Annotated in this window: 22 protein-coding genes; 12 read left to right on the forward strand and 10 right to left on the reverse strand. The window is 73.5% G+C overall.

The genetic code is table 11. From position 1 onward, the window contains the following. Position 1: 1 nt before the first annotated feature. The 5 genes from VG276_06295 to VG276_06315 all read right to left on the reverse strand — a co-directional run bounded on the left by VG276_06295 (position 2) and on the right by VG276_06315 (position 6,987). Positions 2–802, reverse strand: coding sequence for a CoA-transferase (locus tag VG276_06295; GenBank protein ID HEV8649012.1), 801 nt, complete (start codon positions 800–802; stop codon positions 2–4). Positions 803–902: 100 nt separating this feature from the next. After that, on the reverse strand, positions 903–2,477 hold the full coding sequence (locus VG276_06300) for a benzoate-CoA ligase family protein (protein ID HEV8649013.1): 1,575 nt from the start codon (positions 2,475–2,477) through the stop codon (positions 903–905). Positions 2,478–2,520: 43 nt separating this feature from the next. Beyond that, positions 2,521–3,951 (reverse strand): benzoyl-CoA 2,3-epoxidase subunit BoxB, encoded by a 1,431-nt coding sequence (gene boxB / locus VG276_06305; protein ID HEV8649014.1) that lies wholly within the window; start codon positions 3,949–3,951, stop codon positions 2,521–2,523. Between the two features lie 5 nt (positions 3,952–3,956). Further along, positions 3,957–5,720, reverse strand: a complete 1,764-nt coding sequence (locus tag VG276_06310) for an enoyl-CoA hydratase-related protein (protein HEV8649015.1) — start codon at positions 5,718–5,720, stop codon at positions 3,957–3,959. 88 nt (positions 5,721–5,808) lie between these two features. Then, complete coding sequence (locus VG276_06315) at positions 5,809–6,987, reverse strand: MarP family serine protease (protein HEV8649016.1); 1,179 nt, start codon at positions 6,985–6,987, stop codon at positions 5,809–5,811. 202 nt (positions 6,988–7,189) lie between these two features. Here VG276_06315 and VG276_06320 point away from each other — a divergent pair, with 202 nt between their 5' ends. After that, positions 7,190–7,396, forward strand: coding sequence for a hypothetical protein (locus VG276_06320; GenBank protein ID HEV8649017.1), 207 nt, complete (start codon positions 7,190–7,192; stop codon positions 7,394–7,396). Positions 7,397–7,408: 12 nt separating this feature from the next. Here the strand turns inward: VG276_06320 and VG276_06325 are convergent, their stop codons facing one another. Continuing rightward, complete coding sequence (locus tag VG276_06325) at positions 7,409–8,785, reverse strand: FAD-dependent oxidoreductase (GenBank protein ID HEV8649018.1); 1,377 nt, start codon at positions 8,783–8,785, stop codon at positions 7,409–7,411. Between the two features lie 104 nt (positions 8,786–8,889). On the opposite strand from VG276_06325, the gene VG276_06330 reads away from it, so the two are divergent. Both VG276_06330 and VG276_06335 read left to right on the forward strand, forming a co-directional pair. Next, complete coding sequence (locus VG276_06330) at positions 8,890–9,387, forward strand: LURP-one-related family protein (protein ID HEV8649019.1); 498 nt, start codon at positions 8,890–8,892, stop codon at positions 9,385–9,387. 14 nt (positions 9,388–9,401) lie between these two features. Beyond that, a complete protein-coding gene (locus tag VG276_06335; GenBank protein ID HEV8649020.1) occupies positions 9,402–9,764 on the forward strand; it encodes a DsrE family protein in 363 nt (120 codons plus the stop codon). A 92-nt stretch (positions 9,765–9,856) separates the two neighbouring features. On the opposite strand, the gene VG276_06340 is transcribed toward VG276_06335, so the two are convergent. Together VG276_06340 and VG276_06345 are read right to left on the reverse strand one after the other, a co-directional pair. Continuing rightward, the gene (locus VG276_06340; protein ID HEV8649021.1) at positions 9,857–10,399 is read right to left on the reverse strand and encodes a GAF domain-containing protein; all 543 of its coding nucleotides are present in this window, start codon (positions 10,397–10,399) and stop codon (positions 9,857–9,859) included. Positions 10,400–10,668: 269 nt separating this feature from the next. Then, the gene (locus VG276_06345; GenBank protein ID HEV8649022.1) at positions 10,669–11,088 is read right to left on the reverse strand and encodes a helix-turn-helix domain-containing protein; all 420 of its coding nucleotides are present in this window, start codon (positions 11,086–11,088) and stop codon (positions 10,669–10,671) included. A 64-nt stretch (positions 11,089–11,152) separates the two neighbouring features. Between VG276_06345 and cofH the strand changes: the two genes are divergently transcribed. Next, positions 11,153–13,486 carry a 5-amino-6-(D-ribitylamino)uracil--L-tyrosine 4-hydroxyphenyl transferase CofH gene (gene cofH / locus VG276_06350; protein HEV8649023.1) on the forward strand — a complete coding sequence of 778 codons (2,334 nt, stop codon included), beginning with the start codon at positions 11,153–11,155 and terminating at the stop codon, positions 13,484–13,486. A 136-nt stretch (positions 13,487–13,622) separates the two neighbouring features. On the opposite strand, the gene VG276_06355 is transcribed toward cofH, so the two are convergent. Beyond that, positions 13,623–14,714 (reverse strand): L,D-transpeptidase/peptidoglycan binding protein, encoded by a 1,092-nt coding sequence (locus tag VG276_06355; GenBank protein ID HEV8649024.1) that lies wholly within the window; start codon positions 14,712–14,714, stop codon positions 13,623–13,625. Between the two features lie 595 nt (positions 14,715–15,309). Here VG276_06355 and VG276_06360 point away from each other — a divergent pair. The 4 genes from VG276_06360 to VG276_06375 all read left to right on the forward strand — a co-directional run bounded on the left by VG276_06360 (position 15,310) and on the right by VG276_06375 (position 19,899). Further along, positions 15,310–16,356 (forward strand): PHP domain-containing protein, encoded by a 1,047-nt coding sequence (locus tag VG276_06360; GenBank protein HEV8649025.1) that lies wholly within the window; start codon positions 15,310–15,312, stop codon positions 16,354–16,356. 220 nt (positions 16,357–16,576) lie between these two features. Continuing rightward, positions 16,577–16,741 (forward strand): hypothetical protein, encoded by a 165-nt coding sequence (locus tag VG276_06365; protein HEV8649026.1) that lies wholly within the window; start codon positions 16,577–16,579, stop codon positions 16,739–16,741. Between the two features lie 49 nt (positions 16,742–16,790). Beyond that, positions 16,791–17,705 (forward strand): PfkB family carbohydrate kinase, encoded by a 915-nt coding sequence (locus tag VG276_06370; GenBank protein HEV8649027.1) that lies wholly within the window; start codon positions 16,791–16,793, stop codon positions 17,703–17,705. Positions 17,706–17,847: 142 nt separating this feature from the next. Further along, complete coding sequence (locus VG276_06375) at positions 17,848–19,899, forward strand: thioredoxin domain-containing protein (protein HEV8649028.1); 2,052 nt, start codon at positions 17,848–17,850, stop codon at positions 19,897–19,899. A 47-nt stretch (positions 19,900–19,946) separates the two neighbouring features. Here the strand turns inward: VG276_06375 and VG276_06380 are convergent, their stop codons facing one another. Beyond that, entirely contained in the window at positions 19,947–20,981 is a 1,035-nt protein-coding gene (locus tag VG276_06380; protein HEV8649029.1) for an LLM class F420-dependent oxidoreductase, read from the reverse strand. Positions 20,982–21,836: 855 nt separating this feature from the next. On the opposite strand from VG276_06380, the gene VG276_06385 reads away from it, so the two are divergent. From VG276_06385 to VG276_06400, 4 genes are all read left to right on the forward strand, one after another. Continuing rightward, complete coding sequence (locus VG276_06385; GenBank protein HEV8649030.1) at positions 21,837–22,526, forward strand: phosphoribosyltransferase; 690 nt, start codon at positions 21,837–21,839, stop codon at positions 22,524–22,526. Positions 22,527–22,970: 444 nt separating this feature from the next. Then, positions 22,971–23,696, forward strand: coding sequence for a response regulator transcription factor (locus VG276_06390; protein HEV8649031.1), 726 nt, complete (start codon positions 22,971–22,973; stop codon positions 23,694–23,696). 12 nt (positions 23,697–23,708) lie between these two features. Further along, on the forward strand, positions 23,709–25,289 hold the full coding sequence (locus VG276_06395; GenBank protein ID HEV8649032.1) for a HAMP domain-containing sensor histidine kinase: 1,581 nt from the start codon (positions 23,709–23,711) through the stop codon (positions 25,287–25,289). A gap of 120 nt (positions 25,290–25,409) precedes the next feature. After that, complete coding sequence (locus VG276_06400; GenBank protein ID HEV8649033.1) at positions 25,410–26,636, forward strand: glycosyltransferase; 1,227 nt, start codon at positions 25,410–25,412, stop codon at positions 26,634–26,636. The last annotated feature ends 4 nt before the right edge of the window (positions 26,637–26,640 follow it).

The raw sequence follows: 26,640 nt of genomic DNA on the forward strand, positions 1-26,640 counted from the left end.
GTCACCGACGCCGAGCACCCAGCGCTCGAGCCAGGCCTGGAAGTCCTCCTCGGTCGCACTCGCCTGGGCGTAGGCCTCGGTAGGCGGCCGCGTCGTGCCCGCGAACGCCCTGCAGCGGGGCCGGGTGGGTCCCGCCCGGCTCGTGCACCACGGCCGTGACCAGGGCGCCGGGCACCAGGGTGTGCCAGGGCGCGGCGCGGATCGTGGCGGTGTCGACCAGCTCCTCGGCGACCACCACGACCGCCCGGGCTGCGCCGAGGGCCTCCAGGGTCACGCCGAGGTTGCCCCAGGCTTGGGCGTTGCCGTGCCGGTCGGCCCGCTGCACGTGCGCGACGGCCACGTCGGGGGCGACCGCGCGGACCGCGAGCAGCGGCGCCCCGGTGAACGGGCAGGCGATCGGCTGGAACCCGTCGTGGTCGCTGGCAATGGCCGAGCCGAGCGCGGTGCGGGTGGGCAGGAACCCGACCCCGGACGCCTGGGCCTGGAGCGCGAGCGAGATCGTCAGGTTGGTGTGTTGCCGGACGGTGAGCGGCGCCGGCCGCCCGTGCTCGACCGCGCGCCGGAAGCAGTAGCCGGAGCCGGTGGTCACGTTCCCGACCCAGGCGGCTTCCACCGTGGCCACGCAGCCGGCCCCGATGAGCTGGTCGAACACGGCGTCGGCGATCGGCCCGACCAGGTGCAGCCCGCGCCGGTCCTGGCGGATGACCTCGTGGGTGAAGGCGAACGGGATGGCCGCCTCCAGGGCAAGGCCACAGGCGAGCCGGGCACCCGGGGACACCAGGCGGGCGACCGCCTCGCGCATGGTGACGAGCTTGCCCGCCGGTCCCCGGTCTGCCCCGTCGGGTCCCGGGTCTGCCCTGTCGGGTCCCGGCTCCGCCGCGTCGGGTCCCGGGTCTGCCCCGTCAGGGGGCATCGCGTAGCTTGAAGCGCTGGATCTTGCCGGTCGCGGTCTTGGGCAGCTCGTCGACGAACAGCACCTGGCGTGGCCGCTTGAACGAGGCGAGCCGCTCCCGGCAGAAGTCGACCAGCTCGTCGGCCTTTGGCGTGCGGCCAGGCAGGAGGACCACGTACGCGGCCGGCTCCGGCACCCCGTCGGCGCTGCGCCTGGCCACCACCGCCGCCTCGAGCACGTCGTCGTGCTGGACCAGGGTGGCCTCGACCTCGGCCGGGGAGACCCAGATGCCGCCCGCCTTGATCATGTCGTCGGACCGGCCGGCATAGGTGAACAGGCCGTCCTCGGTGCAGGTGTACACGTCGCCGGTGCGCAGCCACTCGCCCTGGAAGGTTCGCCGGCTCACCGCGGTCCGGCACCAGTAGCCGGTCGCCACAGACTCCCCGGACACCAGCAGGTGGCCGTTCTCACCCGGCGGGACGGGAGCGCCCTCGTCGTCGACCAGCCTGGCCTGGTAGCCGGGGACCACCTGGCCGGAGGTGCCCGGGCGGATGTCGCCCGGCCGGTTGGAGATGAAGATGTGCAGCGCCTCGGTGGTACCGATGCCGTCGAGGATCTCGACGCCGAAGCGGTCGGAGAACCGGTGGTACAGCCAGGCCGGGAGTGGTTCCCCGGCCGAGACGGCCAGCCGCACCGACGCGAACGTGTCAGGGGGCAGCTCGGCCGCGAGCAGCGCCGCGTAGAAGGTGGGCACCGCGAAGAACAGCGTCGGGCGGGCCCCGCGCACCGCCGCGGCCACCCCCTGCGGGGTCGGCCGGGCCGGGTCGAGGACGGTGGTGGCCCCGACCGACAGCGGGAAGGTCAGCGAGTTGCCCAGCCCGTAGGCGAAGAACAGCTTGGCCACCGAGTAGCAGCGGTCGTCCGGGGTGATCCCGAGCACCTGCCGGCCGTAGGTCTCGGCGGTGAAGGGCAGGTCGGCGTGGCGGTGCATGGCCGCCTTGGGCCGCCCGGTGGTGCCCGAGGTGTAGAGCCAGAAGGCGGGGGAGTCCGGCCAGGTCGGGTAGGCGGTGGTGGACGCTCCCGCGCCCGCCAGCAGCTCGGCCAGGCGGTGGCGGCGCGTCCCCGCCGGCGTCTCGACCGCGCCGTCGCCGGCCACGACCAGGTCGGTCAGCTCCTCGGACGCCAGGCCGGCCATCTCGCCCACCGTCGGCGCCAGCGCGGCCGAGGCGACCGCCACCCGGGCGCGCGCGTCGCTGCACTGGAAGGCCAGCTCGGGCCCGGTCAGCATGGTGGACAGGGGCACCGGCACCGCGCCCAGGCGCAGCGCGCCGAGAAACGCGGCCACGAAGTCGGGCCCGTCCTCGAGCACCAGGGGCACCCGCTCCTCGGGCCGCACCCCGAGCCCGGCCAGCGCGGCCGCGGTGCGAGCGACCCGGCCGGCCAGGTCGGCGTAGGTGATGCGCTCCCCGCCGCACTCGACCGCGACCCGGTCGCCGTCCCCGGCCTCGACCCGCCGGTCGAGCAGCCACTCGCTGGCGTTCAGCCTGCCGGCCGTCTGCCCACGGGCGTCCAGCCTGTCGGCCATCTGCCCACCACCTCCCGTCGCTGCGCGGTCACCGACCCGCGCGTCAGCCGCGGCCGTGGAACTTCACATACTCGTAGCCCACCGGCTTGTCGTTGATGCCGGTGGCCGGGGGGGCGATCCAGTTGGCCATCTTCCCAGGCTCGGTGACCGGGTGCATGAGCGAGGCGACGTACTCGCGGTCGGCGTCGGTCGGCAGCCACTCGCCGACCCGCTGGTCCCACTCCTCCTGGCTCACGGGCCGGCCCTCCGGGGAGATCCGGGTGCCGGCGAACACGCCGACCTGCCGGTTGAAGCCGCGGTGGGGCAGGTTGATCCGGAAGTCGGGCCCGGCCTTGGCGATGATCTTGTTCCAGCTGTTGACCCCGCGCTGGCAGTCGTCGACGTAGTCGTCGCGCAGGCACTCGTTCATGGCGTTCCGCGCGGGCGCCTCGACCGTGCCGATGCGCCCGCCGTCGAACTCGGGAACCGGGTAGGTGGCGCCGAGCAGGCGGTGGTCGTCGTTGCGCCTGGTCTCCTGGAAGCGGCCCTTCAGGCCGGCGGTGAAGTAGCTGGCCGCGTTGCTGGACAGCTCGTTGCCGAACAGGTCCAGCGAGACGCTGAAGTGCAGGTTCACGTACTTCTGGACCAAGGGCAGGTCGATGCCGCCGTGGCGGCGGACGTCGTCGGTCGCACCCGCCTCGCGGGCCAGCTCGCAGGCGCGCTGGATCACCCGGGCGATGCCGGTGGTGCCGATGAACATGTGGTGCGCCTCCTCCCGCAGCATGAACTGCACCGTGCGGGAGAGCGGGTCGAAGGCGCTCTCGGCCAGGGAGGCGAGCTGGTACTTGCCGTCCCGGTCGGTGAAGAAGGTGAACATGAAGAACGACAGCCAGTCGGGGGTCGGCTCGTTGAACGCACCCAGGATCCGCGGCTTGTCGGCGTCCCCGGAGCTCCGCTCGAGCAGCGCCTCGGCCTCGTCGCGGCCGTCCCGCCCGAAGTAGGCGTCGAGCAGGTAGACCATGGCCCACAGGTGCCTGCCCTCCTCGACGTTGACCTGGAAGATGTTGCGCAGGTCGTACAGGCTCGGGCAGGTGTGCCCGAGGTGGCGCTGCTGCTCGACCGAGGCGGGCTCGGTGTCGCCCTGGACGACGATCAGGCGGCGCAGCGGGTTGCGGAACTCGCCCGGCACCTCCTGCCAGACCGGCTGGTCCTTGAACTCGCCGTGGCTGATGCGGCGGTCAGGGTCGGGGTCGGTGAGGAAGATGCCCCAGCGGTAGTCGGGCAGCTTCACGTACCCCCAGGCCGACTCGCGCTTGATGTCGGTGGAGATGGCGGTGCGCAGGTAGACGTCGTCGCCCTGGAACCCGACCGGTCCCATCTCGTGCCACCACTGCATGTACTTCGGCTGCCACGACTCGAGGGCGCGGAGCAGGCGGCGGTTGTCGGAGAGGCTGACGTTGTTCGGGATCTGCTGCTGGTAGTCGATCCGCGACACGCCGATCACACCCTTCTCGGGTCGAAGTTGGGGCGCGTGCCGGTGCCGAAGCGGCGCAGCGCCCCTTCCTCGCCGGCCGCGTTGGGGCGCTGGAACACCCAGTTCTGCCAGGCCGACAGGCGGCCGAAGACCTTGGTCTCGATGGTCTCGGGGCCGCCGAAGCGCAGGGACGCCTCCATGCCGGTGAGCGCGTCCGGGGAGAGGCTGGCCCGCTCCTCGAGTGCGAGGCGGACCTCGTCGGCCCAGTCGATGTCGTCGTAGGTGAAGGTGACCAGCCCGAGCGCGTCGGCCTCGGCCGCCTCCAGCGGCTCGCCGAGCCGGGCGCTGGCCGCCTCCAGCTCGTCGGGGCGGTCCAGGAAGCGGTTCTCGAGCCGGGACAGCCCGTTGGCCGCCGGCAGGGGGCCGAGGTTCATCCCGGTGAGCGACAGGGTCGCTGGAGGGGTGTCGGCCCGATCCTCCGGGGCACCCCCTCGCCCCACCCGGGCACCCGTGCCGGGTCCCCCGGGCCCCTCCGGATCGAAGCTCCCTTCCAGCATGAAGGTGCGGTCGGCGGCCAGGGCCAGCTCGAGAAGCGTGCCGGTGAAGCAGCTCCCCGGCTCGACCAGCGCGACCAGGCTGCGGGAGGTGAGGTCCAGGCGCTTGAGCGTCCGCTTGAGGTGCAGGACGACCTCGCGCACGAACCAGTCGCCGTCGTGGGTGAGCAGCGCCTGGTCCACGGCCGCGACCGCGGCTGGGTCGCCCTCGGTGCGCAGCACCCAGGTGCCGAGCTCCAGCTCGTTGAAGCGGAGGAGCAGGATCGCGTCGTCGAGCTCGCGGGCGACCGCCAGCGGCCACCAGGCCGCGCCGGCCGCGTGGATGCCGTCGAGATGGGCCGGCTGGGGTTCGCGGGGCCCGCGCACGGTAAAGGTGGCCAGCCGCGCGCCACGGTCCAGCTCGACGGTGACGTTCGGCCAGGCCAGGCGGGTGCCGTCCAGGTTGCGTTCCAGGGGCGGCAGGGGCACCCCAGCCGCGTCGGCGGGCCGGTCGGAGCGGGCGGCCAGCTCCTCGGCGCGGGCGCGGACCGCCTCGGCCAGGCGGCTCCGGGGCGCCAGCTCGTCGACCAGCCGCCACGCCACGGCCCGGGCGCCGCGCACGCCCTCGGCGACCGTGCAGACGAAGTCGGCGTGGTCGCGCCGCACCCCGCGCTTGTCCACGATGCGGGTCAGCCCGCCGGTGCCGGGCAGCACGCCGAGCAGCGGGACCTCGGGCAGGGACACGGCGCTGGCGCCGTCGTCGACGAGCAGGATGTGCTCGCAGGCCAGGGCCAGCTCGTAGCCGCCCCCGGAGGCAGTGCCGTTGACCGCGCACAGCCAGACCTGGCCGGAATGGACGCTGGCATCCTCGATGGCGTTGCGGGTCTCGTTGGTGAACTTGCAGAAGTTGACCTTGAAGGGGTGGGGAGCCTGGGCGAGCATGCGGATGTTGGCCCCGGCACAGAAGACCCCGTCCTTGCCGCTGGTGAGCACGACCGCGCGCACCTCGGGATGCTCGAAGCGCAGGCGCTGGACGGCGTCGTGCAGCTCGATGTCGACACCGAGGTCGTAGGAGTTCAGCTTCAGGGTGTAGCCGGGGTGCAGCCCCCCGTCCTCCTGGGTGGCCAGGGCGAGGGTGGCCACGGGCCCGTCGACGGCGAGAGTCCAGTGGCGGTAGCGGCTGGGATCGGTGTCGAAGCTGACCCAGGGGGCGCCGTCCGGACCGGCGACCGGCGCTGCCGTCTCAGCGAGGCGCATGGCTTGCCCTCTTCCAGCTCGTCGCGTCTCACTATTGTGCTACATCCGCGCGGCTGCCGTAAAGAGACTGTCGTATATTTCTCGGTGCTCAGGCGGCGCAGGCGCCGGTCGGGACCGCCCCGGCGCGGCTCCCGGCGGCGGCCAGGGTGGCCCGCAGCTCCGCGTTGGTCAGCGCGAACCCCTCCTGGTCGTCGAGCTTGGAGGCCGCGAACACCACGCCGAGGGCCCGGCCGTTCCTGTCCACCACCGGGCCGCCGCTGTCGCCCCTGCGGACCACGGCCCGCAGCACGTAGATCTGCCGCGTCACCAGGGAGCGGGAGTAGATGTCACGGCCCCTCGCCACCGTCTTGGAGTACACCTGGGCGCCCACCACCTGCTGGCGCCCGCCGCCCGGGTAGCCGATGACCGCTCCGGGCACCGGCGGGGTCACGTCGGCCAGGGTCAACGGCCGCAGCTTGAGCCCCGGCACCCGCAGCAGGGCCAGGTCGCGCTTGGAGTCGAACCAGACGACCCTGGCCGCGAACCGCTGCCTGCCGTTGCTCAGGCGGACATGGTGGTCGCGGGTGCCGGCGACCACGTGGGCGTTGGTGACGACGTAGTTGCCGGGCACCGGGAAGCCGCTGCCGAACAGCAGGCCGCCACAGCCCTCGCCCTCGATCCGCAGCGTCACGGCGGAGGCGCGCGTGATCCCGGGCGTCTTCGCCGCCAGGGGCGGATCCCCGGAGGTCTGCGGCGGACGCAGGCTGGCGAACGCGTCCGGGAACGGCGAGCGGGCCAGGATGCCGCGCAGCTCGGCCAGGGCGGCGGGCGGGCGGGGCGCGTGCTGGTCGATGGTGGTGAGGATCACCGAGTTGGCCACCGCCTTCGACACCTGCGGCACCGAGCCGGACAGCGTCAGGCCGACGAACCAGAGCGCGATCGCGGCCACGGCGGCGGCCACCACCGCCCCGCCCACGGAGTCCAGGCGGGAGGTGAGCTGGCCGTCCAGGGCGTCGCGGGCGATCTTGCCCAGGCGGATCGCGACGGTGTGGCAGACGGCCGCGACCGTGAAGAACACGGCGACACCGATGAAGATGCGGCGCAGCGAGTCCTCGCTGGAGATCACCAGCCCGACCCGGGTCGCGGCCCAGGCGCCGAGGGCGAGCCCGACGAGCAGCCCGGCATAGCCGAGCACGACGACGGTGAAGCCCCGCCGCCAGCCGCTCAGCGCGGCCAGGATCAGGACGATGCCGAGCAGGACGTCGAGAGGATGCGAGCGTAGGAGCATTGGTGGCGCTGACCTTCGTCGAGGCGTGGCCGCACGGCCACCGAACGGGAGGAGCTGGCGAGCGGGACATAGTGGACCAGAACCGGACCCTCCAAGGCGAGCCCCCTGCTCGTCGCCTGGGATCCGCGGATGCCTAATCCGGCCCGGTGGCCCTGCCGATTGAGGGGTTGATCAAGCCCCCGGCTCGGGAACCGTGAACGTGATGAGCGCATCGGGAGAGAACCCACGTCCCCTGTTGTCCCTGGCCGCGGCCCGGGCGCTGTTCCGCACCCCACAGCCCGAGGACACCTGCTGGGCCGACGTGCACATGCCGGACGGGACGGTGCGCGCCTGCGGCCGCCAGGAAGCGACCTCGCTGGGGCTGTGCGCCGACCACCGCGTCGAGCTGTTCGGCTCCGGGGCGTCGTGACGCGGGAGGCGTTCACCGGCAGTCCCGCAGGGTGTCCTCGATCCGCTCGCTGAGCTTGCGCACCGAGATGAGCACCGGGTCCCAGACCGGCGCGAAGGGCGGTGCGTAGGACAGGTCGAGGTGGACCATGTCGTCGACGGTCATGCGGTTCCACAGTGCGGTGGCGAACACGTCGATCCGCTTGGCGGCGCCCTCCCGGCCGACGATCTGGGCGCCGAGGAGCCGGCCGGAGCGCCGCTCGGCGATCACCTTGGTCCGGATCGGGGCCGCGCCCGGGAAGTAACCGGCCCGGGTGGTCGAGTCGACCGAAACGGTCTCGTACTCAAGCCCGAGCGGGGCCAGCTCGGCCTCTGACAGCCCGGTCCGGGCCACCTCGACCGGCCAGATCTGGGTCACCGCGGTCCCCAGTGCGCCCGGGAAGGTGGCGTACCCGCCGCCCAGGTTGATGCCGCAGACCCGGCCCTGCTTGTTGGCGATCGTGCCCAGGTGGTAGTTGACCGGCGCGCCGGAGACCAGGTGGCGCGTTTCCACGCAGTCCCCGGCCGCCCAGACGCCCTCCTGCGGCGTCTGCATGCGGGGCCCGACCACGATCGCGCCGGTCTGGCCGATGGCGATGCCGGCCTCGTGGGCCAGGCGGGTGGCGGGCCGCGTGCCGAGGCCGAGCACGACGAGGTCGGCGGGCAGGGTCCGGGCGGCGGTGCGCACCGCGCGCACCCGGCTGCCGCCCTCGACCGCCTCGACCTTCTCGTCGGTGAAGACCTCCACGCCGGCCTCGCGCAGGGCCTCGCCGACCAGCGCCCCCATGTCCGGGTCGACGCTGCTCATCACCTCGGGGCCCTGCTCGACCAGGGAGGTGGGCACGCCCCGGTAGACGAGCGCCTCGGCCACCTCGAGCCCGATGTAGCCGCCGCCGATGACGACCGCCCGGTCCGGCTTGGCGTCCACTGCCCGGCGCAGGTCGATGCCGTCCTGGAGGATCGAGAGGCCGTGGACGCCTGGCAGGTCGATGCCGGGCAGCGGCGGCCGGATCGGCTCCGAGCCGGTGGCGACCACCAGCACGTCCCACGGTTCGTCGAAGGTCCTCCCGCCGGCCAGCTCGCGCACGCGCACCCGCCCGGCCACCAGGTCGACCTCCTCGACCAGGTGGCCGGTGCGGGCGTCGATGCCCTGCTCGGCGAACTGGGCCGGGTTCCGGGTGATCAGCTCGTTCCAGTCCGCGACCACGCCGCCGGCGTAGTAGGGCAGCCCGCAGGCCGAGTAGGAGGTGTGTGGCCCCCGCTCGAACGCCACGATCTCGAGGTCAGAGGCGGGCCGGCGCCGGCGCGCCTGCGATGCCGCACTCATGCCGGCGGCGTCCCCGCCGACCACGACCATCCGGGTGCGCGCCATGGCCCTGCTCCTTGGGAAGGCTCGACCGCTTCTCACTAGTCTGCCCGATTCCGGTGACGGCGGTGCCCCGGTGAACCTGAACCCGCCCGGATAGGATCAGCGCCGTGCGCTACGTGGTGAAGCAGTCGCTGCTGGCCCGGGCGAGCGACTACTCGATCAGGGACGAGGCGGGCCGGGACGCCTTCGTGGTCCATGGCCGGGCGTCCCTGCTCGGCCGCAGGCTCTCGGTCAAGGACGCGACCGGCATCGAGGTCGCGGTCGTGCGCCAGCGCAAGATGGCGCTGCGGCCCCGGTACGAGGTGGTGCGCGGCGGCCGGGTGGCCGCGGTGGTCAAGGCGGTGCCGTTCACCTCGGGGCGGCGGTTCACGGTCGACACCCCGGGCCAGGCCGGCTTCCGGGTCACCGGCAACTTCTTCGCCAACGACTACCTGCTCTCGCGCGGGGACCGCCGGGTGGCCAGGGTCTCCAAGGAGCTGTTCACGATGACCGACACCTACGCCGTGGACGTCGTCGAGGGCGAGGACCAGGTCGTGGTGCTCGCCACCGCCGTGGTCATCGACCTGGTCTGCCACCAGCCGGGGAGCGGCCCCCAGTCGCGGTAGGAAAGGAGCCAGACATGGCCAAGCTGCTCTTCCACTGCACCCACGGCGCCGACGACCCGGAGCGCGCCATCGTCCCGTTCATCGCCGCCAGCGTGGCCGCCGCCTCCGGCCAGGAGGCGGTCGTGCTGCTGACCGCCGAGGGCGCCTGGCTCTGCCAGCGGGGGTACGCCGACACGGTCCGCCTCGACGGCTACCCGGACCTCGGGCCCCTCCTGGCCGACTTCGTGGCCGCCGGCGGGGCGATCTGGGGGTGCAGCGCGTGCACCACCCCCCGCGGCATCACCGCCGACCAACTCGTGCCCGGGGCGACCATCGTCGGTGCCGCCGCCATCGTCGAGGCGGTGGTCCAGGGCGCGACCCCGGTCGCGCTCGGCTGACCGGGGAGCCGCTTCCGCGAACCACCCCGGAGCGACAAAGCACCGCCCGGAGAGCCAACCGGGAATTCTCTGCCTGCAGGCAGAGGAGGATGTCAGAACGGGGCGGTCTGGCCGACCGGTTCCTCGAGGCACCGGGCCAGCAGGTCGGCGACCTCCTGGGCGGGCGTGGCCAGGGGCGGGTCGGCCTCGGCGTCCTCGGGGCCGAAGAATGTGAGCACGGCGGTCACCTCCCCCCCGGCGACCACCGGTACCGCCAGCCCCACTCGCAGGCCCGCCTTGCGGGCCGCGGTCGGCCGGCAGAACTCGGGGTCGACGGTGACGTCGGGCACGAGCACGAGCTGCCGCGTGTGCGCGGCCCGGCCCGGCAGGCCGGTGCCCGGCGTGAACGCCAGCGCCTCGGTCGGCGGCCGGAAGTGCCTGGCGCAGGCCTGGTTGCCATACCAGGCCTGGTGGAGCCCGAGCCCGTCGCCGTCGGGATCGGGCACCCAGATCTCGGCGTAGCTCCAACGGGCGCGCTCGCACGTCTCGCGCAGGATGCGGGGAAGATCGAGGCCATCCAGCGGCCCCGGCAGGCTGGGAGTGGGAGATGGGCGTGGCGGGCGGACCTGTCGGGCCCGGTGGGGTGCGGGATGCATGGCGTCCCCTTATCAGCAGGGCTGACGTCGAAAGACCGGTTCGAAGTTGGGGGACCCTGTGACCATGATCGTAGGATACGAACGGTGGAACGACCAGGTCGTTCCGAACGGTTCTTATCCAACGCTCAGCTGTACAGGCCGGGGATGGGGGATGGGCCGGACCCGGTCCTATCCAGAAGAGCATACGACAGAAATATCCCAAGAGACCAGAGCAGACCGAATGCTTCTTCTGGCCTTGCCGCCTCAGGGAGGCCGCTGGCCTTGGCGCCTCAGGGGAGGCCGCGCAGGTCCAGCTCGGTGGAGGAGACGGCGGCCCCGCAGCGGGAGCAGGACGACCGCGTGAGCACCCGCCCTCCGCAGCCGGCATGGGTGGCAAGAGCGGAGGACGGCTCTCCGTAGTGCCGCATGCCCCAGGCGGCCAGGCTGGCCAGGACCGGGGCCAGGTCGCGGCCCTTGGCGGTCAGCCGGTAGCCCCGGTCGCCGGGGGCGCGCACGGCGACGCCCTCGTCCTCCAGCAGGCGCAGCCGCTCCGCGAGCAGGTTCGAGGGGATCCCGGGCAGCGCCCGCTCCAGCTCGGCGTAGCGGGCAGTGCCCAGCAGGAGCTCGCGGATGACGAGCAGCGTCCACCGGTCCCCGACCGTCTCGAGGGAGCGGGCGACCGGTCCGGGCAACGGGTAGCGCTTCGTCACGATCGGCACCGTAGCAGAGGAGCTTTCACTTGACTTTCTGAAGCGGTCCCTCGACGCTGCTGGCATGTCGAAGCATGCCGTGACCCCAGCCACCCCCGCCGCCGAGCTCCTGGCCGAGGCGCGGCGCATCCGCGACCGCCGCTTCGGGTCCAGGGTGACCTACTCGCCCAAGGTCTTCATCCCCCTGACCATGCTCTGCCGCGACCACTGCGGCTACTGCACCTTTGCCAAGCCTCCAGCCCGCCTGGACGCCGGCCCCTACCTCACCGTCGAGCATGTCCTGGAGATCGCCCGGGCCGGCCAGGCCCACGGCTGCCACGAGGCCCTGTTCACCCTGGGCGAGCGGCCCGAGGAGCGCTACCCGGCGGCCCGGGCCGGGCTGGCCGCCCTCGGCCACGCCTCGACCGTCGACTACCTGGCCGAGGCGTGCCGCCAGGTGGTGGCCGAGACCGGCCTGCTGCCCCACGCCAACGCGGGCGCGCTGCACCCGGACGAGCTGGCCCAGCTCCGGCCGGTCACCGCCAGCCAGGGCATGATGCTCGAGTCGCTGTCCGAGCGGCTGCACGAGCCGGGCGGCCCCCACGCCCGCTGCCGGACCAAGCTGCCGGCCCGCCGGCTGGCCACCCTCGAGGCCGCCGGCGCCCTGGCCGTCCCGTTCACCACCGGGATCCTGGTCGGCATCGGCGAGACCAGAGCCGAGCGGCTCGAGGCGCTGGCCGCGATCGACGCCAGCCACCGGCGTCACGGGCACGTCCAGGAGGTCATCGTCCAGAACTTCCGCCCGAAGCCGGGCACGGCCATGGCCGACACGCCAGCGCCGTCGCTCGACGAGTACCTGTGGACGGTCGCGGCCGCCCGAGTCCTGCTCGACCCTTCCATCCACCTGCAGGCCCCCCCCAACCTGACCGAGGACTTCGGGGTGCTGCTCGAGGCCGGCATCAACGACTGGGGTGGGGTGAGCCCGGTCACCGCCGACCACGTCAACCCGGAGCGGCCCTGGCCCGCCCTTGACCGGCTCCGGCAGGTCACCGAGGCGGCCGGCATGGTGCTGGCCCCCCGCCTCACGGTCTACCCGGAGTTCGCCGCCGACCCGGGCCGCTGGCTCGACCCGGCGATGGTCTTCCCGGTCCTGGACCGCGCCGACGCCGAGTGGCTCGGGCGCGACGACCGCTGGGCAGCCGGCGATATCGAGCCGCCACCGGTGCTCGTCGAGCCGGCCGCGGTGCTCGTCGAGCCGGCCGGGGCCGGCCGGGGCCGGCCGGGGCGGCGCGGGCGGGTGGCCGAGGTGCTCGACGGCGTCGCGGTCGGGCAGGAGGTCGGCGAGGACGAGATCGTGGCGCTGTTCGCCGCCCGCGGGCCGGAGGTCCGGGCCGTCGCCGAGCTGGCCGACGGGCTGCGCCGGCGCGACGCCGGCGAGGTCGTCACCTTCGTGCGCAACCGCAACATCAACTACACCAACGTCTGCACCTTCCGGTGCCGGTTCTGCGCCTTCTCCAAGGGCCCACTCAGCCTGAACCTGCGCGGTGCGCCCTACCTGCTCGGCCTGGACGAGATCGCCGGCCGGGTGGTCGAGGCCGAGGCGCTCGGGGCCACCGAGGTGACCCTGCAGGGCGGCATCCACCCCAGCTTCGACGGCGACTACTACGTGGAGGTGGCCAGGGCGGTCCACCAGGCCGCGCCAGGCATCCACATTCATGGGTTCACCGCCCTCGAGGTCCACGAGGGCGCCCGCCGGCTCGGCGAGCCCCTGCGCGACTACCTCCTGCGGCTCAAGGCGGCCGGCCTGGCCACGCTGCCCGGGACCGCCGCGGAGATCCTCGACGACGAGGTCCGCGCGGTCATCTGCCCCGACAAGGTGAACACCGAGGAGTGGCTCGAGGTGCACCGCACGGCCCACTCGGTCGGGCTGCGCTCCAACATCACCATCATGTTCGGCCACGTCGAGCAGCCCAGGAGCTGGGCCAGGCACATGCTGCGGACGCGGGCGCTGCAGGAGGAGACCGGCGGGTTCACCGAGTTCGTGCCCCTGCCCTTCGTCCACATGGCCGCGCCCATCTACCGCAAGCGGCTGTCTCGGCCCGGCCCGACGTTCCGCGAGGCGCTGCTGATGCACGCGGTCGCCCGCATCGCCTACGCCGGCCACATCCCCAACATCCAGGTCTCCTGGGTGAAGATGGGGCCCGACGGGGTGCGCCAGGCGCTCCTGGGCGGGGTCAACGACCTCGGTGGCACGCTGATGGACGAGAACATCAGCCGGGCCGCCGGCGCCAGCCACGGCCAGATGATGGAGGCCGAGGACTTCGCCCGCATCGTCGAGCCGCTCGGCCGGCGCCTCGAGCAGCGCACCACCACCTACGGCCGCGTCCGGACCGAGCCAGGGCCGGTCGCAGCGGCCTGAATCGGCCGGGAACCTGCGCCCGCCCGCCGTCCTAGACTCCAACCGCCGGGTGCGAGGAGATGGTGGGACTCGCCTGGCTCCTGGTGGATGAGCACCTTGGTGCCCACCGGCACCCGTGAGACGAACACTCGCCTGGCTAGCGGTGGATCAGCACCCTGGTGCCCACAGGGACCCGCGGATAGAGGTCTTCGGCGTCCCACAGGCGCATCCGGATGCAGCCGTGGGAGGCGTAGGTCCCGATGGACCAGGTCGAGTAGGTGCCGTGGATGAGGATGCCGGTGGCGTCCAGGGCCAGCGCCCTTGTCCCGAGCGGGTTGCCCGGGCCGGGCGGGATGACGAGTGGCATGTCCGCGCCCCAGGTGTCCGGGGCCGGGTTGTGCCAGGTCGGGTTGACCATCTTCCGCATGACCTGCCAGGTGCCGCTCGGGGTGGAGAAGCCGCGCATGGCCGTGGCCACCCCGTAGGTCTTCACGACCTTGGTTCCTTTGAACAGCCTGAGGCGGTTCTTCGCCTTGTCGATGACGATCGTCGTGCCGAGCTGGTCGTCGGTCACCTTCGGCGTCACCGGCGACAGGGCCAGCCGCGCCTCCTTGTGGCCCGACTCGCCGAGCACCTTGAGCAGACCCTTGGTGGCGGCCTTGACGTCGAGGGCGCGGCCGGCGCGGGCGCGCTCGATCACGGGCTTGCCGTCCACCAGCTCGATGCGCGCGTCGACCGGCGCGACCGCGACGCGCTGGGCGATCCGGCCCACGAACGCGGCCACCCGCTGGTCGTCGGTGGTGGTGTTCAGGTCGACCGACATGGTGACCGGCCGCTTGATGGCCTTGTGCCAGATACGGCCGAAGAACGAGAGCCGCGGGCCGGCCAGCGCCTCGCTGACGGCCTGCTCGATCGTTGCGCCCCGGCCCACCCCGGCCGGGGTCATGCGGAACCGCTTGTCGCCGACCAGGACCATGATCGGGCGATGCAGGGACTTGGCAGCGTGGCCCTCTACGGCCTTGGCGGCCTCGGCCCGGGTCATCCCGCCGACGTCCACCCCGCTGATCGTCACCCCGGCCAAGATCTTGCCGGGCGGGCCCCCGGCACGGGCAGCCGCCGCCACCGTGCCGACCGCGAGCAGCAGCGCGGCCAGCACGACCGCCGCGGCCACCCGCTGCCAACCCGACAGCGGCAACTTCCCGACGAGCCCGCTCATGTGCCTTCTGCCCTTGAGGATGAGCCCGCTCATGTGCCTTCTGCCTCTGAGGATGAGCCCGCTCATGTGTCTCCTGCCTCTGAGGATGAGCCCGCTCATGTGCCTCCTGCCTCTGAGGATGAGCCCGCTCATGTGTCTCCTGCCTCTGAGGATGAGCCCCACCCCGGCCGGCAAGCGGGACGAGGGTGGACCGGCGTTGTGCTCGGCACGAATTGTCGGCTGCGGGCCCCCCCACCTATAGCTCGACTTACCGAGTGGCTACGTTCTAGGTCAAAGCAGACAGCTTCGCAACCAGGCTCCGGGGTTCTTCGGCGATTCGTTACGCCGCCGTGTCCGAGCCGGTCAACCATGGGCCGGCTCGGCCCCGACGACCCTTGTCAGCCGGTCGAGCATGTCGTCGTAGATGGCGTGCAACCCTTGGGGGCGAAGGTGCGCTCGAAGAAGCCGCCCACGCCGCCGCTCCCCTCCCAGATGGTCGACACCCTGAGGTCGATGCCGGTCCCGCTCGCACGCACGGCTTCGACGCGCCCGCCCGCATCTGGGGCACCATGGCGCCGCCGCCGGGCGGTCCACACGGCCGGGCGGGGCACACGGCCGGGCGGGGCACACGGCCAGGGAGGTGAGCGCGGTGACGCCGGTCGAGGCGCTGCGGCGCATCGCGTTCCTGCTCGAGCGCGCGCTCGAGCCCACCTACCGGGTACGGGCGTTCCGGCGCGCCGCTGCCGTGGTCGAGGAGATCGAGCCCGACGAGCTGGCCCGGCTCGCGGCCGGTCCCGGCCTGCGCGCCCTGCCCGGCGTCGGCGAGGTGACCGAGCGGGTGATCCGCGAGGCGCTGGCCGGCGAGGTGCCGGTGTACCTGCGCCGCCTGGAGGCGACCGAGGGCCGCCCGGTGGCCGAGGGCGCCGCCGAGTTGCGCGCCGCCCTGCGAGGCGACTGCCACACCCACTCGACCTGGAGCGACGGGGGCAGCCCGGTGGCCGAGATGGCGGCCGCCGCCCGGGACCTTGGCCACGAGTACCTGGCCCTCACCGACCACTCGCCCAGCCTCACGGTGGCGCGAGGCCTCAGCCCCGAGCGGCTGCGGGCCCAGCTCGACGAGGTGACAGCGCTCAACCAGCGGCTCGCCGAGCAGGCGGCGGCTCGGCCTGGTCCACCGTTCCGGGTCCTCACCGGCATCGAGGTCGACATCCTCGAGGACGGCTCGCTCGACCAGGAGGACGAGCTGCTCGCCCGGCTGGACCTGGTGGTGGCCAGCGTCCACTCCAAGCTGCGCATGGAGGCGCCGGACATGACCCGGCGGATGGTGGCCGCGGTCGCCAACCCGCACACCGACGTCCTCGGCCACTGCACCGGGCGGATCCTGACCGGCAAGCGGGGCCGCCCCGAGTCGGCCTTCGACCCCGAGCTGGTGTTCGCCGCCTGCGCCGAGTTCCGCACAGCGGTCGAGGTCAACTCGCGCCCCGAGCGCCAGGACCCGCCCAAGCGGCTGCTGCGCCTCGCCGTCGAGGCCGGCTGCCGCTTCGCCGTCGACTCCGACGCCCATGCCCCCGGCCAGCTCGACTGGCTGGTCCTGGGCTGCGAGCGCGCGTTCGCCTGCGGCGTCACCCCCGACCTGGTGGTCAACGCCTGGGACGCCGCCGGGCTGCTCGCCTGGACGTCGGCGACACCAGGCTGAGCCGCCGGCACCGTCCACCACTACTCAGCCGGCGCTGGCGGCGAGTAGCCCGCCAACCATGCCAGATTCCGCAAAACGCTATTTCCGCTCACGGAGTGGGCGAATTTGGTTTGTCCACGCATGCTGGAGCAATACTCTTCCTCGGTCGCTTGGCTGGCACGGGCTGCTTGCACCTCGTCTGCCTGCGATTTCGATCGCCCTTCCACGAGAAGGTGGAGCAATGGCCGAGGTCATCAAGATCGAGCTCCGGTCCGACTACACGAGGTGCTCGCTGTGCGGTGCGCTGCTGCCCTTCAACCTCGTCATCACGGCCTGGGTGACGCCGATGCCGCGCTGCCCGCGGTGCCAGCCGGCGGAGGAGAGCTACCGGCACTACGTGAAGTGACGTTGCGGGCCCGCCTCCTGGTCCTGCCCTGAGCGGCCGGCCCCCGCTCGTGGGATGCGTCGGCGACCTGATGGTCGACGTCTGCGTGACCGCGCCCGCGCTCGCCCGAGGCGGGGACGTGCCCGGGTCGGTGGCCCTACGGCCCGGCGGGGCCGCCGCCAACGTCGCCGTCTGGGTGCGCGCGGCCGGGGCCGGCGCCCGGGTCGTGGCCAGGCGCGGGGCCGACCTCGCCGGCGAGCTGCTCGCCGCGGCCCTGGCCGGGCGGGGGGTCGAGATCCACCCGCCCGCCGCGTCCCGGCCCACCGGGGCGATGCTGGTGGTCTGGGAGGCGGGGGAGCGGAGCTTTGTCGCCGACCCCGGGGCCAACGCCGCCCTGGACGAGCGCGACGTGCTCGCCGGCCTGGCCGGGACGGACGCCGTCTTCGTGAGCGGCTACACCCTGCTGCGGCCCGGATCGCACGGGGCGGCTCTGGCCGCCGCCCGGGTGGCGGGCCGGACCCGGCCGGCCGCGGTCGACGCCAGCTCGTGGCCGCTGCTGGCCGGCCCGGCCCGGCCGGCCGTGGTGGCTGCCGCGTCGGCGGCGGGGACCCTGCTCGCCAACGCCGAGGAAGCGGTCGCCCTGACCGGCTTGGCCGACCCCGCGCGGGCCGCCGGCGCGCTGGCTCGGCGGGTGCCGGTCGCCGTGGTCAAGCTCGGCCCTGGCGGGGTGCTGGTGGCGGCCGGGGACCGCCTGCACGCCCTGGGTGCCGTGCCCGCCGCGGTCGTCGACCCCACCGGCGCCGGGGATGCGCTCGCCGCCGGCTACCTGGTCGCGCGGGCCGGCGGCGCCGACCCGGTGGAGGCCGCCCGGGCCGGCGTCCTGCTCGCGGCCCGCGCGGTCACCGTCGAGGGCGCCTGGCCACCGGCGGACCTGCCACCGGCGGACCTGCCACCGGCGGACCACGAGCGGCCTCCCCTCCAGTAGCGGAATCGGGCCTGGCCAGCGTGGATGCGCCTGGCCAGGAGGCGCATCATGGCGGAAGAACGGGCCATGAGCGGCCCGGCGGAAGGTGCCAAGGCGTGAGCGAGACCTTCGCCAGGGAGGTCCTGCGGGGTACGCTGTAGGCATGGCCGAGGCGCGCAGGGGCAACCGGTTGGCCGGCGAGACCAGCCCTTACCTGCTCCAGCACGCCGACAACCCGGTCGACTGGTACCCCTGGGGCGAGGAGGCGCTGGAGCGGGCGCGCCGCGAGGACAAGCCGATCCTGCTGTCTGTCGGCTACGCGGCGTGCCACTGGTGCCACGTCATGGCGCATGAGTCGTTCGAGGACCCGGAGACCGCCGCGGTCATGAACGAGCACTTCGTGCCGGTCAAGGTGGACCGCGAGGAGCGTCCCGACCTGGACGGGATCTACATGGACGCGGTCCAGGCCATGACCGGCCAGGGCGGCTGGCCGATGACGGTGTTCCTCACCCCCGACGGGGGCCCGTTCTTCGCCGGCACCTACTTCCCCAGGACCGACCGGCACGGCCTGCCCGGCTTCCGCAAGGTACTGCTCGCGGTGGCCGAGGCCTGGCGGGAGCGGCGCGAGGACGCCCGCCGCCAGGGCGAGGCGGTGGTCGGCCACATCGCCGCGCAGTCGTTGGACTTGGAGCCGGCGACCGTGCCGCTCTCCGAGGAGCTGCTGCGCCAGGCGTTCGACGGCCTGCGGCGGGTGTTCGACCCGAGGTGGGGCGGGTTCGGCCCGGCGCCCAAGTTCCCCCAGCCGATGACGCTGGAGTTCGCCCTGCGTGCCTCGCTGCGGGGCTGGGAGGGCGCCCTCGAGATGGTCGAGCTGACCCTGAACCGCATGGCCCTCGGAGGCGTGTACGACCAGCTCGGCGGGGGCTTCCACCGCTACTCGACCGACGGCCGCTGGCTGGTCCCGCACTTCGAGAAGATGCTGTACGACAACGCCCAGCTCGTGCGGGTCTACACCCACGCCTGGCAGGTGACCGGGTGGCCCCGCTACCGCCGCATCGCCCGGGAGACCGCCGGGTACCTGCTGCGCGAGCTGCGCCACCCCGAGGGCGGCTTCTTCTCGTCCCAGGACGCCGACTCGGAGGGCGTCGAGGGGAAGTTCTTCGTCTGGTCCTACGACGAGCTGGTCGACCACGCCGGCGAGGTGGTCGCCGACCTGTTCGGCGCCACCCCGGAGGGGAACTGGGAGGGCACCAACGTCCTGTGGATGCCGGAGGCGGCCGAGAAGGTGGCCATGCGGCACGGCCTCGGCCTCGGGGAGCTCGAGCAGCGGTGGGCGGACGGGCGCCGCCGCCTGTTCGAGGCCCGCGAGGCCCGCGTCCACCCGGCCACTGACGACAAGGTGCTGGCCGCCTGGAACGGGCTCGCGATCTCCGCGCTGGCCGAGGCGGGGCGCGCCTTCGACGAGCCCTCCCTGGTCGAGGCGGCGCTGGCCGCGGCCGAGTTCGTCCTGGTCAGGCTGCGCGGGCCAGACGGCCGCCTGCTGCGCGCCTGGCGCGACGGCCGCGCCGGCGGACCCGGCTACCTCGACGACTACGCCTGCATGGCGGAGGCCTGCCTGACGCTGTGGGAGACCACCTTCGAGCTGCGCTGGCTGACCGAGGCGCGCCAGCTCGCGGACGCGATCCTCGAGCTGTTCGCCGACCCCGAGCGGGGCGGCTTCTACCAGACCGGGTCGGACGCCGAGCGGCTCGTGCTCCGGCCCCGCGAGCTGTTCGACAACGCGGTGCCCTCCGGGTCGTCGGTGGCCGCCGACGTGCTCCAGCGCCTGGCCCGCCTCACCGGCGAGACCGCGTACGACGAGGCGGCCGCGGGCGCCCTCCGGCTCGTCCAGGACGTGGTGCCGCGGGCGCCGACCGGCTTCGGCTACGCCCTCTCGGCTGCCGACTTCGCCCTGTCCCGGGTGCGCGAGGTCGCGATCGTGGGCAACCCGGCCGCGCTCGGCACCCGCGCGCTGCTCGACCGGGTGCGGGGTCGCTACCAGCCCAACCAGGTGCTCGCCCTGGCCGCCCAGGACGACCAGGAGGCTGCCGCGCGGGTGCCGCTGCTCGCCGACCGGACCATGGTCGACGGCCGCGCCACCGCCTACGTCTGCGAGCACTTTGTCTGCAAGCGCCCGGTCACCGATCCCGACGAGTTGTCGGCCCTGTTGGACTGAGGCGATCAGCCCGGCCAGGGCATGGGCGCTCCTGGCTACGGACTGCGCTACGCCGCCAGCTCGGCGAGCACCCGCAACTGCCCTAGCCGGTCCTCCAGGGTGCCCATCACCGGGGCGACGATCAGGGTACCGACACCCGCCTCCCGGAACGCGGTCAGGCGCTCGCGCACCGCGCCGGCCGGGCCGCAGAGCGAGACGAGGTCGATCAGCTTGTCGGGCAGCGCCGCCATCGCCTCCCCCTGCCGTCCCGCCAGGTACAGCTCCTGCACCTTGACGGCCGCCTCCTCGAAGCCGTAGCGGCGGACGAGCTGGTTGTAGAAGTTCTGCTGGCGCGAGCCCATGCCGCCGACGTAGAGGGCGAGCATGAAGCGCATGGCGTCCCGGGCCGCCTCGACGTCGTCGGACACCTGCGTGCTCACCATGGGGGCGATGTCGACCTCGTCGAGGCTGCGGCCGGCCCGGGCCGCGCCCGCCTCCAGGTGGGGCCGGAACTCACCCATGTGCTCGGGCGACAGCATGAACGGCATCCAGCCGTCGGCGATCTCGGCAGCGAGCGCGGTGTTCTTCGGGCCGATGCTGGCCAGGTAGATCGGGAGCCGCTGCTGGGCTGGGCCGATGGTGAGCTTGAGCGCCTTGCCCGGGCCGCCGGGCAGGGGCAGGTCGTAGGTGTCGCCGTGGTACTCGACCCGCTGGCGGGCGAGCGCCATCCGCACGACGGCCACGTAGTCGCGGGTGCGCGCGAGCGGCTGGGCGTAGCGCTGGCCGTGCCAGCCCTCAGCGACCTGAGGGCCGGACAGGCCGAGCCCGAGCCGGAAGCGCCCACCGGAGAGCTGGTCCAGGGTGGCCGCGGTCATCGCGGTCATGGCCGGGCTGCGCGCGGGGAGCTGGAAGATGGCCGAGCCGATGCCGATCGTGCTGGTCTGCGCGGCGAGCCAGGCGAGCACGGTGGCCGCGTCCGAGCCGTACGCCTCCGACGCCCACACCGAGCCGTAGCCGAGCCGCTCGGCCTCCTGGCTCATGCTGAGCTGGTCGGCCGCAGTGACCCCGAGGCCCCAGTACCCGACGCTCAGCCCAAGCCGCATGCTGCCTCCTCGATCGACCCGGTGGTCCGAGAGCCTGGCGCAGACCACGGGGCGGACGCAAGCGTGGGGCGCTTCCGCCGGACTCGCGGCGGCGACCACGCAGTCGAGGCGGCGTCAGCCGACCCGTGGGAGCACCTCGCGCCGGTAGAAAGCGGAACCCCGCCTGCTCCGCCTGCTGGGCGTAGCGCACCAGCTCACGCGGGCCGTGCTCCTCGCTGGACAGGAAATAGCCGATCTCCACCATCGCCTCCTCGCCGTCGCGTCCTGTGCCCGTCCCTGCTACCACGGCAGCCCTCCGCCAACCAGGCCTCGCCTGGCCGGCCAAATTTAGGGGTTTACGCCCTGGGGCCTTGGAGTAGACTCGGAGGGTCCGGCCCGAGCCTTGTCGAGGCGACAGGCCATGACCCGAGGAGACGGTGGTATGGAGACTCCACCCGACCCGCTGGCGGGGCCGCTGCCGTGAGGCGGCTCTGAACTCGATCCCTGCCCGGCTGTTCCTGCGCAATGTGCGCGGTTCGTGGCGGCTCCAAGCCGACGGGCTGGCCCGACCACGAAGCCTGAACTGGCGGCTGGGCGCTCGGGATGATCATCGGCCCCGCCCATCCTAGGGTGGGGCCGATCGGTGTCCGAGGTCCGTTTGCGATTCGGCCCGGGCGGCCCTCCGGCCCGGTGACGGCGGCGCAGGCAGGGCCGGGCCGGGACCGGGGCCACCGGGCGGTTTGCCGCCGCCCCGGTCGGGCTATTCCATATGCTGACGATGACGACATGCTGACGATGACGACGTCAGGCGGTCCGGCACACCGTCGCCCGACGGCACCGGTCCGTGGGCCGCCAGATTGTGGCTGGAGGCACCCGATGCGCGTGGTGTTCCGCGACCGGGACGAGGCGGGCGTCGCGCTCGCCTCGATCCTGACACACTTCGCGAGGCGGGACGACGTGGTCGTGCTCGCCCTCCCACGCGGCGGTGTCCCGGTCGGCTGTCAGGTGGCCAGGTTGCTGGTCGCGCCGCTGGACGTCTTCCTGGTACGCAAGCTCGGCGTCCCCGGTCGGGAGGAGCTCGCCATGGGGGCCATCGCCTCCGGCGGCGTGCGCGTGCTCAACGAGGGGCTCGTGCGCGCCTACGGCATCCCTGACGTGGCCGTCGAGCGGATCACCGAGGCGGAGCGCCAGGAGCTCGAGCGGCGCGAGCGCGCCTACCGGGAGGGCCGGCCCCCGCCCGAGGTCGGCGGAAGAGTCGCCATCCTGGTCGACGACGGCCTGGCCACCGGCTCGACGATGCGGGCTGCGGTGGCCGCGGTCCAGCGCCTCGGGCCCAGCCGGGTCGTGGTCGGCGTGCCCACCTCGCCTGCGTCGACCTGCGACGAGCTGGCACGGGAGGCCGACGAGGTGGTCTGCGTCAGCACCCCGCCGAGGTTTCGCGCGGTCGGGCTCTCCTACCGGGAGTTCCCTCAGGTCTCCGACGAGGAGGTCCGCCAGCTGCTGCGGCAGGCACGCCACCCTGGCGGGAACGAGCCCGCCCCGGCCGCCGGCGCCAGCGGCCGCTGACGTGGCTCAGCCCGCCGCCTCGCCCCGCATGCGCTCGATGGCGCGGCGGAGCAGGCGGGAGACGTGCATCTGGGAGTAGCCGACGCGGGCGGCGATCTCAGTCCTGGCTCAGCGCCTGGAAGTAGCGGAGCAGCACCACCGCTGGTGGAGCCGCGCGGGGAAAGCCCCCGGTGGGGCCCGGCCCCGGTCTCCTGGCCTGGGGTCTCTTGGGGCGGTCGCGCTCAGCAAACTCCCAGGAAGGGCCCAGGCTGGCTCAAGGCGCGGAGCCGAGCATGGCGGTGGTGAGGTCGTGGAACGCCGGTGGTGAGGTCGTCGAAACGCCGGTGACGTCGTGGAACGCCGGTCGTGAGGTCGTGGAACGCCGGTCGTGAGGTCGTGGAACAAGGAGCATGCGAGCATGGAGACGATGATCCGACGGTCGCCGCTGCGGTCGGGGAGGTGCCCATGAGCGAGCCGGTCGCGCCCCTCGGTCAGCGCCAGCAGCCGGAGGCCCGGCTGCTGGTCGTGGAGGACGAGCCCAACATCCTCGAGCTCTTGTCGGCCAGCCTGCGGCTCGCCGGGTTCGAGGTGGCCACTGCCGCGAACGGCCTGGAGGCGCTCCAGGCCGCGCAGCGGCACCGGCCGGACCTGGTCGTGCTCGACGTGATGCTGCCCGACCTCGACGGCTTCGACGTCGCCCGCCGGCTCCGGTCGGGCGACGTGCGGACCCCCGTGCTGTTCCTGACCGCTCGGGACGCCACCGAGGACAAGGTGACCGGGCTGACGCTGGGCGGCGACGACTACGTCACCAAGCCGTTCAGCCTGGAGGAGGTGATCGCCCGGATCCGGGCGGTGCTGCGTCGCACCCGGGCCGGCATGCCGTCGCCGTCCCGGTTGCGGGCCGCCGACCTGGAGCTGGACGAGGAGGGCCACGAGGTGTGGCGGGCCGGAAGCCGCGTGCAGCTGTCGCCGACCGAGTTCAAGCTGCTGCGCTACCTGATGACCAACGTCGGACGGGTCCTGTCCAAGGGGCAGATCCTCGACTACGTGTGGAACTACGACTTTCAGGGTGACTCGGGCATCGTCGAGTCGTACGTGTCCTACCTCCGCCGCAAGGTCGACACCGTCGAGCCCAGGCTGATCCACACCATCCGCGGCGTCGGGTACGTGCTGCGGCTGCCCGACTCGTAGAGGATGACGCGCGTGCGATGGGGTCCTGTGGGCGGGCTGGCGGCCCGGCCGTGGTCGTCGGGGCGGCGGCTGCTGGGCCGCACGCCGCTGCGCGTCAAGCTGATCGTCGCCGTGCTGACCTTGGTGACCGTCGCGCTCGTCCTCATCGGCCTGGCCAGCGTCGCGGCGCTGCGCGGCTCCCTGGTCGGCCGCTTGGACGACCAGCTCGACGGCGTCGCCCGAGACTTCGACCACCCGCCCCCGCCTCGACCCCCGCCCGACCGGGGGGACGAGCGCCGCGGAGGTCCCACCCCGTACTTGATCCAGTTCCGTGACGCGACCGGCAAGGTCACCAACGAGAGCCTCCCCGACCTGCCGGAAGAGGGTCAGCCGCCACCCCGGCTGCCCGACGACGCCGCCTGGCTCCAGGCGCACGCCGGCAGGCCCATCACCGTCCCAGCCACCGCGGGTGGGGGGCAGTGGCGCGTCCTTGTCGTACCACGCAAGGACCGCTCCGGCGGCAGCGTCGCGGTCGCCGCCAGCCTGGACGAGATCGACAGCACCGTCGGGAGCTTGCAGCGCATCGACTTGATCGTGAGCCTGGTCGTGCTGGTGGTGCTGGCCGGCGTCGGTGCGGCGATCGTGCGCGCAAGCCTGCGCCCCCTCGTCGAGATCGAGCAGACCGCCGGGGCCATCGCGGCCGGCGACCTTGCCCGGCGCGTGCCCCACCCCGACTCCCGCACCGAGGTCGGCCGGCTCGGGGAGGCGCTGAACACGATGCTCGCCCAGATCGAGTCGGCCTTCCGCGCCCGCGCCGCTTCGGAGGGCATGGCCCGCCGGTCGGAGGAGGCCGCCCGCCGGTCGGAGGACCGGATGCGGCGCTTCGTGGCCGACGCCAGCCACGAGCTGCGGACCCCGCTCACCACCATCAGGGGCTTCGCCGAGCTGTACCGGCAGGGGGGGTCGCGTGAGCCCGGCGAGCTGGACGGCCTGATGCGCCGCATCGAGGACCAGGCGGCCCGGATGGGCCTGCTGGTGGAGGATCTGCTGCTCCTCGCCCGACTCGACCAGCAGCGCCCGCTCGACCGGCGCCCGGTGGACCTGCTCGCTCTTGCCGCCGACGCGGTCCACGACGCCCGGGCCGTCGCGCCCGACCGCCGCGTCGAGCTCGTGCTCGGCGGTGACGGCGCCCCGGGCGGACCGCTCGTCGTCCTCGGCGACGAGCAACGGCTGCGCCAAGTGATCGCCAACCTGATGAGCAACGCGCTCACCCACACCCCCGCGGGCGGCCCGGTCGAGGTCCGGGCCGGCACCTGCCTGCTGGAGGGCAGCCCCTGCGCCCTTGTCGAGGTCGTCGACCACGGCCGGGGGCTGACCTCGCAGCAGGCCGAGCGCGTCTTCGAGCGGTTCTACCGGGCCGACCCGGCCCGGTCGCACGTTGCCGGTGGCGCCGGGCTTGGCCTCTCGATCGTCGCCGCGCTGGTGGCCGCCCACGGCGGGAAGGTCGAGGTGGAAAGCGTCCCCGGCCAGGGAGCGAGGTTCCGCGTGCTGCTCCCCTTGGCCCCCGGCGCCCAGGCCCCCGCGGTCGACGAGCCAGCCGCCACGGCCGGCTGACGGATCCACGGCATCCCCCCGCGGCGTTCAGCAACCTCCCAGCCAGGACTCACGTGGCCCCAAGGCGCGCCCTCGACCATCGAGGCCATGAACCCGGCACCACAGGAGACGCCAGCGGCCATGAGCACCCTGACACTCGTCCACGACACCCGGCAGCGCGCGCACGCCGCCGGTGAGCCGCCGCGCCCACTGGTCGAGATCGTGGTGCCGGTCCACAACGAGCAGCAGACCCTCGCCGCCAACGTCTCGCGGCTGCACCGCTACCTGTCGGCGAGCTTCCCGTTCGCCTTCTGGATCACCGTCGCCGACAACGCCAGCACCGACGCCACCTGGCCGCTCGCTCTGCAGCTGGCCGAGCAGCTCCCCAGCGTGCGCGCAGTCCGCCTCGAGCAGAAAGGGCGGGGCCGGGCGCTGCGCCATGTGTGGAGCACGAGCGACGCCGACGTGGTCGCCTACATGGACGTAGACCTGTCCACCGGCCTCGAGGCGCTGCTGCCCCTGGTCGCGCCGCTGCTGTCGGGGCACAGCGACCTGGCCATCGGCACCCGGCTCGCCCGCGGCTCGGCGGTGGTGCGCGGCCCCGAGCGCGAGCTGATCTCCCGCTGCTACAACCTGCTGCTGCGGGCCACGCTGCGGGCGCGCTTCTCCGACGCCCAGTGCGGCTTCAAGGCCGGGCGGACGGAGGTGGTCCAGGCGCTGCTGCCGGCGGTCGAGGACCAGGCGTGGTTCTTCGACACCGAGCTGCTGCTGCTGGCCGAGCGCAGCGGGCTGCGCATCCACGAGGTGCCGGTCGACTGGGTCGATGACCCCGACAGCCGGGTGGACGTGCTCCAGACCGCCCTTGACGACCTCCGCGGCATGCTGCGGGTCGGGCGCCGGCTGCTCGATGGCGCGCCCGGTCGCGTGCCGCTCCCGGCCCGCCTCCGGGAGGCCACGCTGCCGGCGGGCATGGCCCGCCAGCTGCCCAGCTTCGCGGCGATCGGCGCGGTCTCGACGCTGCTCTACCTCGCGCTCTACTGGCTGCTGCGCACCGGGACCAGCGCCCTCGCGGCCAACGCCCTGGCACTGCTCGCGAGCGCAGTCGCCAACACCGCCGCCAACCGCCGGTGGACCTTCGGCGTCCTCGGCAGGAGCGCGCGCCTGCGCCACCACCTCGAAGGGCTGGCCGTGTTCGGCCTGGGCCTGACGCTGACCAGCGGCGCACTCGGGCTGCTCGACCTGGTCGCCGACCACCCGGCCCGCGCGGCCGAGCTGGCCGCGCTGGTCGCCGCCAACGCCGCCGCCACCCTGCTCCGCTTCGTCCTGCTGCGGTCGTGGGTGTTCCACCCACGCCGCACCCGGGCCTGACCGC

This window comes from Actinomycetes bacterium, from assembly GCA_036000965.1.
In the GTDB taxonomy this organism is placed as follows: domain Bacteria; phylum Actinomycetota; class CALGFH01; order CALGFH01; family CALGFH01; genus DASYUT01.